Annotated in this window: 11 protein-coding genes; 3 read left to right on the top strand and 8 right to left on the bottom strand. The window is 62.0% G+C overall.

Going from position 1 to position 13,165, the window contains the following annotated elements; translation table 11 throughout:
* Positions 1-30: 30 nt before the first annotated feature.
* Complete coding sequence (locus CR492_RS06130; RefSeq protein WP_245411985.1) at positions 31-588, bottom strand: L,D-transpeptidase family protein; 558 nt, start codon at positions 586-588, stop codon at positions 31-33.
* A gap of 310 nt (positions 589-898) precedes the next feature.
* Between CR492_RS06130 and CR492_RS06135 the strand changes: the two genes are divergently transcribed.
* Both CR492_RS06135 and CR492_RS06140 read left to right on the top strand, forming a co-directional pair.
* Positions 899-1,585 carry a response regulator transcription factor gene (locus tag CR492_RS06135; protein ID WP_102842854.1) on the top strand — a complete coding sequence of 229 codons (687 nt, stop codon included), beginning with the start codon at positions 899-901 and terminating at the stop codon, positions 1,583-1,585.
* 22 nt (positions 1,586-1,607) lie between these two features.
* Positions 1,608-2,060 (top strand): cyclic nucleotide-binding domain-containing protein, encoded by a 453-nt coding sequence (locus CR492_RS06140; protein WP_102842855.1) that lies wholly within the window; start codon positions 1,608-1,610, stop codon positions 2,058-2,060.
* Between the two features lie 13 nt (positions 2,061-2,073).
* Here CR492_RS06140 and CR492_RS06145 read toward each other — a convergent pair whose 3' ends face one another.
* Both CR492_RS06145 and CR492_RS06150 read right to left on the bottom strand, forming a co-directional pair.
* On the bottom strand, positions 2,074-2,886 hold the full coding sequence (locus tag CR492_RS06145) for an exodeoxyribonuclease III (RefSeq protein ID WP_102842856.1): 813 nt from the start codon (positions 2,884-2,886) through the stop codon (positions 2,074-2,076).
* Between the two features lie 272 nt (positions 2,887-3,158).
* On the bottom strand, positions 3,159-3,869 hold the full coding sequence (locus tag CR492_RS06150; protein WP_102842857.1) for an outer-membrane lipoprotein carrier protein LolA: 711 nt from the start codon (positions 3,867-3,869) through the stop codon (positions 3,159-3,161).
* 219 nt (positions 3,870-4,088) lie between these two features.
* On the opposite strand from CR492_RS06150, the gene metB reads away from it, so the two are divergent.
* Positions 4,089-5,252 (top strand): cystathionine gamma-synthase, encoded by a 1,164-nt coding sequence (metB, locus tag CR492_RS06155; RefSeq protein ID WP_102842858.1) that lies wholly within the window; start codon positions 4,089-4,091, stop codon positions 5,250-5,252.
* A 94-nt stretch (positions 5,253-5,346) separates the two neighbouring features.
* Here metB and CR492_RS06160 read toward each other — a convergent pair whose 3' ends face one another.
* The 5 genes from CR492_RS06160 to CR492_RS06180 all read right to left on the bottom strand — a co-directional run bounded on the left by CR492_RS06160 (position 5,347) and on the right by CR492_RS06180 (position 13,154).
* Positions 5,347-6,906: an MBOAT family O-acyltransferase gene (locus CR492_RS06160; RefSeq protein WP_102842859.1), complete on the bottom strand. Its 1,560-nt coding sequence runs from the start codon at positions 6,904-6,906 to the stop codon at positions 5,347-5,349.
* Between the two features lie 14 nt (positions 6,907-6,920).
* The gene (locus CR492_RS06165) at positions 6,921-7,925 is read right to left on the bottom strand and encodes a hypothetical protein (protein WP_102842860.1); all 1,005 of its coding nucleotides are present in this window, start codon (positions 7,923-7,925) and stop codon (positions 6,921-6,923) included.
* An 18-nt stretch (positions 7,926-7,943) separates the two neighbouring features.
* Positions 7,944-8,186: an acyl carrier protein gene (locus tag CR492_RS06170; RefSeq protein WP_102842861.1), complete on the bottom strand. Its 243-nt coding sequence runs from the start codon at positions 8,184-8,186 to the stop codon at positions 7,944-7,946.
* Positions 8,155-10,053, bottom strand: coding sequence for an HAD-IIIC family phosphatase (locus CR492_RS06175; protein ID WP_210200239.1), 1,899 nt, complete (start codon positions 10,051-10,053; stop codon positions 8,155-8,157). Before CR492_RS06175 ends, CR492_RS06170 begins: the two co-directional genes overlap by 32 nt.
* Positions 10,054-10,514: 461 nt before the next feature.
* A complete protein-coding gene (locus CR492_RS06180) occupies positions 10,515-13,154 on the bottom strand; it encodes a DNA translocase FtsK (protein ID WP_102842862.1) in 2,640 nt (879 codons plus the stop codon).
* Positions 13,155-13,165: the final 11 nt, after the last annotated feature.

Raw genomic sequence — 13,165 nt, forward strand, 5'->3', positions numbered from 1 at the left:
TTCAATATTACATGTAAATTATTGAAGTTTTTATCTAATTGTCAATATCGTCTGGCTTGAGAGTCGCGGCAACAGACGCCGGAAATCTTGTGGGCGCAGGGCGATGCATCCCTCGGTCGGGGCAAACCCGTCCCGCGCGCAATGCAGGAAAATCGCGCTGCCCCGACCCTTGCGCCGCGGGTGGATATTGTAATCGAGGACGATGACGATGTCGTAGAGGCGGTCGTCGCGCCACAAAGTTTCAAACGAACTGGCAAACGGCGTCGCCACTCGCCGGTTATAGAGCGCGCTCGCCGGATCGTCGCACCAGCCGTCCTGCCTGCGGGCGGCGCGCATCGGAAGCAGCGGCGCTCTTGGCGCATGCCGGTCCGCGCGGAAAAAACCGTAAAGCAGGCGCCAGCTACCGGCCGGAGAGGCGTGATCGCCCTCCCGCTTGTCGTGTCTCACCCCGGCGGAGCCGATCGCGCAAGGCAGACTGAGATCTGCGGCTTGGAGTCTGCCGGCGGGCGTCCGTCCGGGCAGCCGGGTCGCGACAAGACGGCCGAGCAAGCGTTTTGGCGGCGTCTTCATGCGAATCACGTCCATCATTCCAATATGGCCGTCGCTCTCCGCAACCGGGCCTTAAAGCATTCAGCCGCCGTTCATGCGCCCTGACTAAAACTGTGCGGCAAGACTCCTCGATCGAATCGGTGGAATTTCGAGGAGAGCGACAATTTTGCAATAAATGCCATAAATCCTTATGAGTTATTCGCGCTGTCGGCGAGGAGGTGGGGCCGCAGGCTTGCCGGCGGCGCCGCACGGGACTTCAGGGCCCCGTGTCAAGAGATGCTGATCATAGCGCGACCGCTCCTGCCAACGGTGAGGAGCGACGTCGCAGATTGAAATCAAGGACAGGTCCATGCCGCAAGTTATGAAAATCTTGATCGCGGACGATGATCCCGACTTGCGTGCGGCGCTGGCGGAACAACTCTCGCTCCATGAAGAGTTTTCGGCGGTTCATGCCGATTCGGCGCAGAGCGCGCTATCGGCCTCGCGGCAGGAAACGCCGGACCTCATCATCATGGACGTCGGCCTGCCGGACATGGACGGGCGCGAGGCGGTCAAGCAGATGCGCGAGGAAGGATTCAAGAATCCGATCATCATGCTGACCGGCCAGGATTCGGATTGGGATACGGTGCAGGGCCTTGACGCCGGCGCGAATGATTATGTGATCAAGCCCTTCCGCTTCGCCGTGCTGCTGGCGCGCATGCGGGCGCATCTGCGCCAGCACGAGACCAATGAGGAAGCGCTGTTCCGAATCGGCCCCTATACGTTCCAGCCGGGCGCGAAGCTGCTGATCAGCGAAAAGGGCGAAAAGCTGCGCCTTACCGAGAAGGAAACCGCGATTCTGCGGTTCCTCTATCGCGCCGGTCAGAGCGTCGTCATTCGCGAAGTGCTGCTGCGCGAGGTGTGGGGCTACAACTCCAACGTCACCACCCACACGCTTGAGACGCATATCTATCGGCTGCGGCAGAAAATCGAGCGCGACCCCGCCAAAGCCCAGTTGCTGATCACCGAAGCCGGCGGCTACAAGCTAATTCCCTAGAACGGAATTAGAAAAGGCGGCAATGGCTCTCGAGGACGACGTCGCCAAGCTGAAGCGCAACGCCGCCTTCGCGGCGCTCGAGCCGGAGGCGTTGCGTCTGCTTGCCTTTTCGGCGGAAACAAAGGTCCTGCGCGCCGGCGACATTCTGTTTCGCCGCGACGAGCCGTCAAATTGCGGCTTTCTTCTCTTGTCTGGCTCGATCGCGCTCGACCCCTCCGGAGAGGGCTCCGCCGCCGCGCGCATTCTGCGGCCGCCCGCGCTGATCGGCGAAATAGCCCTCATTACCGAGACGCTCCGTCCCGCGACAGCCATCGCGCGGGAGCCCTCGACCGTACTGCGGCTGTCGCAGCAGATGTTCCGGCGCGTGCTATCGGAATATCCGCAGAGCGCCGAGCGGCTACGGGATGCCCTCGCTGCGCGCCTGGCGGAGTTTACGGCCGAGGTCGAAAAGGCGTTGGGAGCGCCATTGGATTAGGCGGTCTCCTCCGTCAGGCGTTGAAGCGGACGATCACCGGCACATGGTCGGAGGGACGCTCCCAGCCGCGGCTTTCGGTCAGTACTTTCATGCCGCCAAGACGCGGCGCAAGGCTTTCGCTGACGAGGACATGGTCGAGGCGCCGGCCGCGGCCGGAAAGGGCCCAGTCCCGCGCGCGGTAGCTCCACCATGTATAGAGCTTCTCATCCGGCGGCACGTAGCGGCGCATGGCGTCGACCCAAGGTCCCGCCTTTTGAAACACGCCGAATTTTTCGACTTCGATCGGCGTGTGGCTCACGACGCGGAGCAGCGCCTTATGGCTCCAGACGTCCTCCTCAAGCGGCGCGATATTGAGATCGCCGACGAGGATCGCATCCGTGGCGGCGATCGCGCCATGATGCATCCAAGCCGCCATCTCATCGAGAAAGGCGAGCTTATGGGCAAATTTTGGATTGATCAGCGGGTCTGGCTCGTCGCCGCCGGCCGGAACATAGAAATTATGGAGGCGCACGGGCCGCGCCGCGCCCTCCGGCGTGAAGCTGACGGCAAGATGACGCGCGTCCCCCTTCTCGCAGAAACCGCGGCGGTCGATATCGTCAAGAGGCAGCCGCGAGGCGATTGCGACGCCGTGATAGCCTTTCTGGCCGTTGATCTCGACGTGCGGATAGCCAAGCTTGTGAAACGCCGAAAGCGGAAACTCCGCGTCGCGGCACTTGGTCTCCTGCAGGCACAAGAGGTCCGGCGCATGCTCATTCAGGAAGCGCGCGACAAGATCGATGCGCAGGCGGACGGAGTTGATATTCCAGGTGGCGACGGAAAAGGACATTTTAGGGCTCCGCTGGCGATTGATCACAGCGGAGCTTGCGTCGCAACATCAGACAGCGGCGACGCACAGAAAAACGCGGCGCTGAGCGCGCGGCGCGAAAGAAACGAAAAGGGCGTCCGGCTTTAGGCCGGACGCCCTAGGAGCGAAGCTTGCCGGGAGGGGGGCCGGCAGAGCCTTCAAGGCGAAGCGGGGGGAAACGCCCTGTCAGCTGAATCGCTCACATGAACCCAAGATAAGCGCCCCCTGCCTCAATTCAAGAGTAAACAACGGCCTCAATTATTTGTGTTCGGAATCCGTTCCTGCGTCAGCTGGAAAATGTTCGGGTCTGGTTTCTTGGTCAAATCGATGTTGAACAAAGAGATTACTGTTTCGTAACCTTGTGGATCTGTAACCTGCCACTGTTTGAGCGTGAACTTGGCTGGATCGAAGATGAGTTTTATCTCGGAGGTTCCGCCGAAAGTCGCCGTATCCTCGACCTGAATCACGACGGAACTCGGATCGCTCGCAACATTAACAATTTTAACGTCGCGATTGAGATCGACATGGTCCTTCAGCAAAAACTTCAGCGGCGTCTGGCTGATGAAATAGACGTCCTTTGTCGCGGTCTTGCGATCATGCACGGCGACGGAGAGGCCGTCCGCGACGATCTCAAGCGTCGCAGGCGGCGCATATTCGAAGCGCAGCTTCCCAGGCCGCTGGACGAAGATCTTGCCCTCCGCCCGGCGCCCGTCCGGGCCGATCTGGACGAAATCGCCGATCATCGTCGTCGCCGTATTGAAATAATCATTCGCCTTCTGGATCGCGACCAGCGGGTCCATGGGAACGAAAGGCTTTGTCGGAGCCGCCGCCGCGGCGGGCTTGGCTGGCTTTACCATCGCAGGCGCCGGCTCGGCATGGAGGCCAGGGCCGCCAAGCCCTGCAATGAGGCCGAAGGCGGCGAGCCCGGCGATGCCTGCGAAAACAAAGGCTGGCGTTCGCGTCATGAAACCTTCCCGATGATGGCGCCTGTCAGGGCGATCCTAAACCCACGATCCTTAAGGGTTGCAGACGTTGTAGATAGGATCGCGCCGCAAGACAAAGATGACGGTCTGGCGCCCCTCGGCGCGGGGGCTGGTTCAGAAGCGGCCAGCAGCCTTGCGCCGCAGCGCGAGCTTCTATTCTATAGGCGCCAAGCTCGAAAACCCGCTTGTGGAAAATTAAAAATGACGCATGAAAAAGCGCTCCAGACCATCGCGGCCGCGAATGGCGTCGCGGCGGACAGCGCCTATGGATCGGCGGCGCCGCCCATCTATCTTTCGAGCACCTTCGCCTTCAAGGGGTTCGAGCGGCCGGGCGGCCACGAATATACGCGGACCAGCAATCCGACCCGCGACCTCCTCGCCGATACGCTGGCCAAGCTTGAAGGCGGGGCAGGCGCCGTCGTGCTGTCGAGCGGCATGGCGGCGATCAATCTGCTGTTCGCCCCGCTCGAGCGCGACGATCTCGTCATCGCCCCGCATGATTGCTATTCCGGCGTCCAGAGGCTTTTGTCCGCCCACGCCGCAAAGGGCCATTTCAGAGTTGAGTTCGTCGATCAGGGCGATGCGGCAGCCGTCGGCGCGGCCCTCGGCCACAATCCAAGACTGCTGATGCTCGAGACTCCGAGCAACCCGCTGATGCGCGTGGTCGACATCAGGGCTTTTTGCGAGGCCGCGAAAAAAGTCGGCGCGAAGATCGCCGTCGACAATACGTTTCTCTCGCCCGCTTTGCAGCGGCCGATCCCGCTCGGCGCGGATTTCGTCGTCCATTCCATGACGAAATTCCTGAACGGCCATTCCGACGTCGTCGGCGGCGCCGTGATCTCAGCCAGCGAAAGCGACGCCGAGGCGATGCGCGATTGGGCCAATATCACCGGCGTCACCGGATCGCCCTTCGATTCCTACCTGACGCTGCGTGGTTTGCGCACGCTGTTTCCGCGCCTCGAGCGCCAGCAGCGGACGGCGGAAGCGATTGCGCTGTTTTTGCAGCAGCATCCGGCGGTCGAGGCCGTGCATTATCCGGGGCTCGTTTCACATCCCTCCCATGCCATCGCCAAGGCGCAGCAGGCGGGTTTTGGCGCGATGCTGAGTTTTGAGGTGGCGGGCGGGATCGCGGCCGTCCGGCGCCTGGTGGAGGCAGTCGCCATTTTCACGCTGGCCGAGTCGCTCGGCGGCGTCGAAAGCCTGATCGCCCATCCAGCGACCATGACCCACGCCAGCATGACCCCCGAGGCGCGCGCGGCGGCGGGGATCAAAGATAGTCTGCTGCGGCTCTCGGTCGGCCTCGAACATGAGGGGGATCTTGTTTCCGATCTGGCGCAGGCGCTGAAGGCTGCGGCCAAAAACTGAGCGGCCGGCATGTCGAACTCCCGGGAGCGCAAATCAACCGGGCGGCTCATTCGAAGGGCCATTTGCGCCGAGCCGTCGCCTCGGCACGTTTTCTTCAAAACTGGAAGTAGAGAAAGCTCGTGCTCGCATCCAGCAACAGGAAGCAGCCGGCAAACAGCGCGATCATGATCGTCGCGGAGGCGAAGTTGGGCGCCCAGGCGAGCCTCTTCAGGAGCGTCCGCTCGCTGCCGCTCTCGCGCGGGGCCTCGCCCAGAATCTCTTGTGTGTTCGGAAGCCCCAACACGATCACGAAGCAAAGCACGAAAGCGGCGACCGCATGGATCGGATTCATCAAAAAGCCGGAGGTGCTCGGAACGAGCCCAACAGCCGGCCCCTCCGCCATGCTTACGCCGCCGTGAAGGTGAAGAAGCCCGCCCAGCACAGTCATAGCGTCGCCCACGCTCGAAGCGCGAAAGAAAACCTGACCAACGACCACGCCGACGCCGGTCAGGGCCATGGCGACGGGCCAAGGCATTAGCCGCTGCAGCTTCGGGCGGTCCGGCGTGAAGATACGCCAGGCGTGATTGAGCGTCAGATAAAAGCCGTGCAGAAGGCCGAAAACGATAAACTGGAGCCCGGCGCCGTGCCAGATGCCGGCAAGGAACATCGTCGCGAGCGTCGGAAAAGCAACGAGTTCGGCAAATCCCTCAAGCGTTCTCGTGGCGCGCTTGGAAATCTTCTTGCCGAGCGCCATCCGTCTGCGGTTGATGTAGAGGGAAATCGGGTTGTAGAGATAGGCGGTCAGGTAGCGCGTCAGGGTCATGTGCCAGCGCGACCAGAAGTCGATGATGTTGCGCGCCTTGTAGGGCGAGTTGAAGTTGACGGGAAATTTTATCGAAAACATACGCGCAAGCCCGAGCGCCATGTCGGAATAACCGGAAAAATCGAAGTAGAGCTGAAAAGCGTAGGCGAGCACGCCGATCAGGGTTGCGACGGGATCGAGCGCGGCCGGCTGAGCGTAGAGGGAATCCGAGAGCGGCCCCAGTCGATCAGCGAGAAGCACCTTCTTGCTGAGGCCAAGGATGAACCATGTCATGCCGAGCGCCATATCGTCGGCTTGCAACCCTTTGCGTTGGCGCGCGTCGAACTGCGGCATCATCTCGCTGTGATGAATGATTGGACCCGCGATCAAATGGGGAAAGAAGGTTACAAAGAGAACGTAGGAAATGATCCCCTGTTTGGCGGCGGCTCCCTGACTGAGATCAACAAGGTAGGCGATCTGTGTGAAGGTGAAGAAGGAAATGCCGAGCGGCAACGCCACGGCGACCCAATCCGGCGTCTGCAGGCCAATGCTCTGCAGGAAGCCGACGGTCGGGAAGAAATATTTGTACCAGACCAGCAAGAGGATATTCGCTGCGACGGCCGCGATGAGCCATGCGCTGGCGCGGCGTTCATCGCCGCTTGCGGCCGCGATCTTGCCGGCGAACAGGAAATTGACGAGAATCGACCCGACGAGGACAAAAAGATAACGCGCGTCCCAATAGCCGTAGAAAAATAGCGACGCGGCGGCGAGCCAGACGAATTCGACCCGCGATCCCATTTTGCTGGCGAGATGATATCCGAGCAGGACAACCGGCAGGAAGACGAAGATAAAGGCCGCCGAGGAGAATAGCATCAGAAGCGATCCGTCTACTGCGTGGCCGCGATCTTGAGCCGCGCAACGATCTGATCGCTGACCAGGTTGGAGAATTTGGCGACGCCGGACGGGCTCATATGCAAACGTCCGCTACCCGTGAAATCTTCCAGCTGATAGGCCTCGATGCGATTGTCGGTCGGCGCGGGATTAGCCTTCGCATAGAAATCAAACGTCGGCTCGCAGGCGGGAACTGGCGTCGTATCGACAAGAACCTGCGCGCCGTCGGCGCCAAAGCGCGACCTCAGAAATTGAATATAGTCGGGGTCCGAAGGACGTTCACGCCGCTCTGGGCTGCAAGCCTTGAGACGAGCCCCCGGCACAGGAAGATATCCGTCATGCTCGCTCCGGATTGCGAAGGTCGAGGCGGGGAGCGCAGGCCGCAAGAAGCCCTGAAGCGCAAGCCGCAGCGCGAGGGCGGAGAAATTGATTGCCTCAGCCGGGTGCTCAGCCAACAGCAAAGCCGTCGACAGGTCGCGCCGGTCGCGAATGCGAAACAGAATAGCCTCATAGCGGCCAACGGTTTCCCATTTGGCGAATGGCGCAAGATTTTCGGGAGCAAAATCGAACACCCATATTTTTGGCGCGCGATTATTCCTGAGATAGAGTTCAGGGATCAACAGACCGCTGACCATGGTCATGCCGGCGAATTCGGCGATGTTGCATGTGCTTAGGCCGGTGCGTTGCCGGATGATGGCGGGATCCAGTCCAACCATCGCTGAGCTATCGCCGTAGATGACGACGTCGCAATTGGCGTTCTTGAGCTTCGTCGCGTAGCCGACATTGGCGAGATAGGTGTTGCCGGAATGGCGAACCGCCCATGAAGTCGGAGCGATCAGGAAGCCAAGGAGGACCAGCAGGAAGGGAGCGGCTCCGAGCGCTGCGCAATAGGCCACAAGTCGGCTCTGCGACAACGCGGCGGCCGCCGGCGCTTCAGAAGAGTCAGCGTCCGAGCAAGCCGCGCGATTGTCTGCAGTTGCAGAATTGTCAGCGACGCTCATGATGGCTCCTTTTGATGTTCACCCGAGCTTGGCGGCGATGACGTCGACAAGATGTTCGACGTTGTGCAAAGATTCGATCTCGGCAGTCTTGAACTTGATCTTGAATTTCGCCTCTATCGCGACGATGAGGTTGATGTGCGCCAATGAATCCCACCCATCGACGTCGTCGGCGCTGGTTTCCGGCTTGAGGACGATGTTGTCGTCGTCAAACAGATCGCGGAAGATATCGTTAAGCTCGCTGTAGATCTGCGGTTTTTGCATTTGGCCCTTCTACTAGCCTGATTGGAGTCGGCTTCGATCGATAGGATGAGAGCTCGAGGATCCAGCGGTTTGCGGTAGATTCCTCCCCGGACGCATCGAGCGGCGCAAAGCCGAGCTTTTCGTAATGTTCGCGAACCATCCCGTTCTTCGCTGTTGGCCTGTATTCGCCGATCAGCCGGCGTGCGCCGCTCGCCTCGGCGCGCGCGGCGATCAGTTGCAGGGTCGCCTCCTCGACCTGCCGGCCGAGCACGCGGCAGCTCATCAGCCAGGTCTCGATGAAAAGATCCTGACCCTGCATCCGGCCGAGGATCAGCGCTATAATTCCATTGTCGCCATAGACGTCCTTCAACCGAAGCTGCAGACTTACGCACCGCGGGTCGTCGATCACCCGTTCGAGATCGCGTTCGACGTAGCGAATGGTTGTCAGGTTGAACTGATTGGTCTTGTTGGCGAGCTGGACTATGCGCGGCAAGCCGATGCGATCGAAGGGTTGAAAGATCAACTCCATTTTCAGGGCGGCCAGATAGCTCGCCACGTCAGTTACTGTTTCGCGCAGTTTCTCGCGTTGCGCGTTCCCCGCATATTGGGAGCCGCGCTCGCGGTCTTCGCCCGTAACCGCGACAGCCTCGAAATAGCCGCCCCTCGCAATCGTGCTGACATAATCGGCTGGATCTTCAGGGAGCTCCGGCACCGCGACCATCGGCAGTTCGCGGCGGATCAGCCCCCGCTCAGCGGGATTGTCGTCGGCGAAGACAAGCGCATCGAGGCCGATATTCAAGCTCGCTGCGATGGTTCTGATATTTTGGGCCTTATCCGACCAGTTGGCGACGAAACAGGCGATGTCCGTCTCCTTCAGAATCATCTCAGGATGCTTCTGGAAGGGAGCGCGCGCGTTGATCTCATCGTTCTTCGAGCAGACAGCGAGGATCACGCCTCGCCGCGACAAGGTTTGGGCGTAACGCTGAAAATCGAGAAACGCCTCGCCCGCGGCGCTGCCCTGCCCGAGCGCGATGCCCTCAAGGCCGCCGTCGCCGATGACGCCGCCCCAGAGCGTATTGTCGAGATCGAGAACGAGGCATTTCGCGGAGAGGCCGCGCAGCGCCGCAATGAGACGTCCCGCATATTCGCCATAGAGCGCGCTCGCCGCCGGACCGACTTCCTGCTTGGCGCGATTCCAGAGGCTCGCCTCGTGCCAGAAGTTGAGGCCGCCGTGCAGCCGCATGAAGGAATCGAGGGCGAGCAGATGAACGCCCGCAGCGTCGGCGGCAGGACGTAATTCGCTGTTGATGCGCTCGATCAGCGCATGCGGCGATTCCGGGAGGCGGTGTTCATTGCTGCCAAGCGTCGGCGGGATACAGGGCAACAAGGTTTGCTGGATGACAGCGCAATCGAACGTCGATTTCGCGAGCGACCAGCAATGCGCCATCTGCGCGATCGCGTCCCCGGCGCTGGTGTCGCCGGCGCCCACGACATGCCGCGCATCGAGAGCGAACAGAACAATTTGCGGCGCGAAGGCCCGAAGGCCCGATTCGGGATCCGACAGCTCCTGCCGGTAAAGCCCGTATGGGCCTTCATAGATATCAAGGATCAGTCCGCGGCGCAGCGCGCCGATGCGCAGGCCGGCGGCAAGTTGCGAAACGGTGGAGGAGCCAAGGAGCGCCAGCCGCAGCCGCGCCGGATCGCCTCCAGCTGCTTTCAGGCTGCGCTGCACGGCACGATCGAGTTTTACGGTTTGCAGGAAATCGATTCGACTATTGGCCAGCGCGACGAAAGCCGGCTTCGCGGAAGGCCACGGCAACGCTTGCGCTCGGGCGAGTTGATCGGCCCAATCGTTAAGGCCTGGCAGCCAATCCAGCTCAATATTCAAGAGTTCACCTCCTGATTAGGCAATTACATCGGCAAAGCTGAAGCTAGGCTGACCGCCTATTGCAACAAAGAAATATGGCGTGCACGTGAAGCGCGTCGTAAACGACTCAAGCATTGCGTCATGCCAAGCAAAGCAATCCGCATACCATGGGCATAACGATGAAGCGTCCTGGGCATTGCTTGATAAAGCGCAAGCAGGACGACCAACAGCTATTATCTATTTTGCAATCGCGTCGACTCTTCTTAAGGAACGCGCGTCGACGCAGGAAACTGCGCGAACTATCTCTCGTTTCTGCGAAGAAAATGAGGCGGCCGGCTCATCTCGGCACGCATGCGGCGCATAGCCGCATCTCGCTACCAATGCGGGAAGCGAGATGTCGCAATCCATCGCTACCTAAAGGTCAAGCCGAAGCGCGAGCAAATGGGCGCCCTGCCCTCGCGGGAGCCGCGCGTTTTAGCGCTCTACGCTTCGCCGGCGAGATCGAAGGCGCCGCGGTCGACGCCGCCGCCGACGAGGATCGCCCGTTTGCCGGAGTGGTTCGGCGCGCCGACGACGCCCTCCTGCTCCATCCGTTCGACCAGCGAAGCCGCCTTGTTGTAGCCGACCGACAGGCGGCGCTGGATGTAGCTCGTCGAGCATTTGCGATCGCGCAGGACGATCGCCACCGCGCGGTCGTAGAGATCGCCTGATTCTTCGGCGTCCATGCTGCCGGGCGAGGCGGCCTCGCCCTCATCGTCCGGGCCCTCGTCCTCGGAAGTGATGGATTCGAGATATTCCGGCTGGCCCTGGCTTTTGAGATGGGCGACCACCTTCTCGACCTCGCCGTCGGCGACAAAGGGGCCGTGCACGCGCGAGATGCGCCCGCCGCCGGCCATATAGAGCATGTCGCCCTGGCCAAGCAGCTGCTCGGCGCCCTGTTCGCCGAGGATGGTGCGGCTGTCGATCTTGGAGGTGACCTGAAACGAGATGCGGGTCGGGAAATTCGCCTTGATGGTGCCGGTGATGACGTCGACGGAGGGCCGCTGCGTCGCCATGATGAGATGGATGCCCGCGGCGCGGGCCATTTGCGCCAACCTCTGGATCGCGCCCTCGATATCCTTGCCGGCGACCATCATCAGATCGGCCATCTCGTCGACGATCACGACAATGAAGGGCAGCGGCGAGAGATCCATCGGCTCATGCTCGTAGATCGCCTCGCCGGTCTCGCGGTCGAAGCCGGTCTGCACGGTGCGCATCAAGGTCTCGCCCTTGGCCGCCGCCTCGATGACGCGGGCATTGAAGCCGTCGATGTTGCGCACGCCGAGTTTTGACATTTTCTTGTAGCGGTCCTCCATTTCGCGGACCGCCCATTTCAGCGCCACCACCGCCTTTTTCGGGTCGGTGACGACCGGCGTTAAAAGATGCGGGATGCCGTCATAGACGGAGAGTTCGAGCATTTTCGGATCGACCATGATGAGCCGGCATTCTTCCGGGCGAAGCCGGTAGAGCAGCGACAAAATCATGGTGTTGATCGCGACGGATTTGCCCGACCCCGTCGTGCCGGCGACGAGAAGATGCGGCATGCGGGCGAGGTCGACGATGATCGGCTCGCCGCCGATGTTTTTGCCAAGAGCGATGGCCAGACGATGTTTCGATTTCTCGAAATCGTCGGAGCCGAGCAATTCGCGCAAGAACACCGTTTCGCGCCGCTGGTTCGGCAATTCGATGCCGATCGCGTTGCGGCCCTGCACAACGGCGACGCGCGCCGAGATCGCCGACATCGAGCGGGCGATATCGTCCGCGAGCCCGATCACGCGGGAGGATTTGATGCCCGGCGCGGGCTCGAGCTCATAGAGCGTGACGACAGGTCCCGGCCGGACATTGATGATCTCGCCCTTGACGCCAAAATCATCGAGCACGCCCTCGAGCAGGCGCGCATTCTGCGACAGCGCCTCCTCGGATTGCGAGCTGACGAGGTGCTTCGCCTCGGCGAGCATATTCAGTGGCGGAAGCACATAATCCTGGCGGCCGAGGCGTTCGCGCAGCGACGGATGCGCCTCCTTCTGCGCGCGCTGTCCGGGCCGCACCGGCGCGGGCGGCGGGGCCACGATGCGACGCGGCTCGGCCTCGACCTCGGCAGCGGCCGGCTTTTGCGGCGACCGGTTTTTCTGGCGGGCGGCCGCCCGCGTCGCCGGCGGCGCATAGGCGGTGGCGTCAAATCCGGGCTCGGGAATGCTTTTTTCCAGCCAGTCGGCATCGGGAGCGGGTTCGAAGGGCTCGTTGTCGCCCGACGCAAATTCGAAACTGCCGAGCGGCGGATCGAAATCACGCGGGGAAAACTGCGGCGCGGTCTGCCAGGGCGCCGGGCGCGGCGCGGGCGTGCGGGCGGCCCGGCGCCGCGCAAGGTGACGCTGCGCGGCCGCCTTGAGGCTCAAAAAGGCATGAATGACGGCGCCGAGCGCAATGAGCGCAAAGCCCGGACCGCCGGCCTCGTCGTCAGCGCCCTCGCGGCGCCGACGCACGGGCGCTTCCTCCTCGTCCTCGTCGATCTCGTCGAACCGGTCGCGCAGTCCGACACTCGCCGAAAGCGCCAGGATGGATCCGCCGGCGAGCGCAACCCCGGCCAGAATGAGGCCCGGCGCAAATCCGGCCGTGAGTTTTTTCGGCAGGAGAAGGATCGCGTCCCCGATGACGCCGCCAAGGCCTGTCGGCAATGGCCAGCGCGCGGCGATCGGCAGAAGCGAGGCGAACCCCGCGGCCAACGCCGCCCCGGCGATCCATAAAACCACCCGCGCCGGAATCCGCTCCAGCCGACGCGCCGTCAAGAGACGCAACCCCCAAAAGCCCGGCGGAACCAGCAGGGCGATCACGCCAAGCCCGAGCATCTGCATCAACAGATCGGCGGTCACCGCGCCGGCCGGCCCGAGAAGATTGCGCACCGGTCCCGGCGTCGCGTGATTGAAGCTCGGATCCTCGACCGACCACGACAGCAGCGCGATGACGATGGCGATCGTCGCGGCGGTGATCGCCAATCCCGCGAACTCCGCGCCGCGCCGCGCCGCAAACGCGCGCAGAGCGTCGGGGATGATATCGAGCGCCGTCATGCTGGTTGTCGTTCGCATTCGATCCCCGT

It is taken from the genome of Methylocella silvestris (assembly GCF_002891535.1).
Lineage (GTDB): Bacteria > Pseudomonadota > Alphaproteobacteria > Rhizobiales > Beijerinckiaceae > Methylocapsa > Methylocapsa silvestris_A.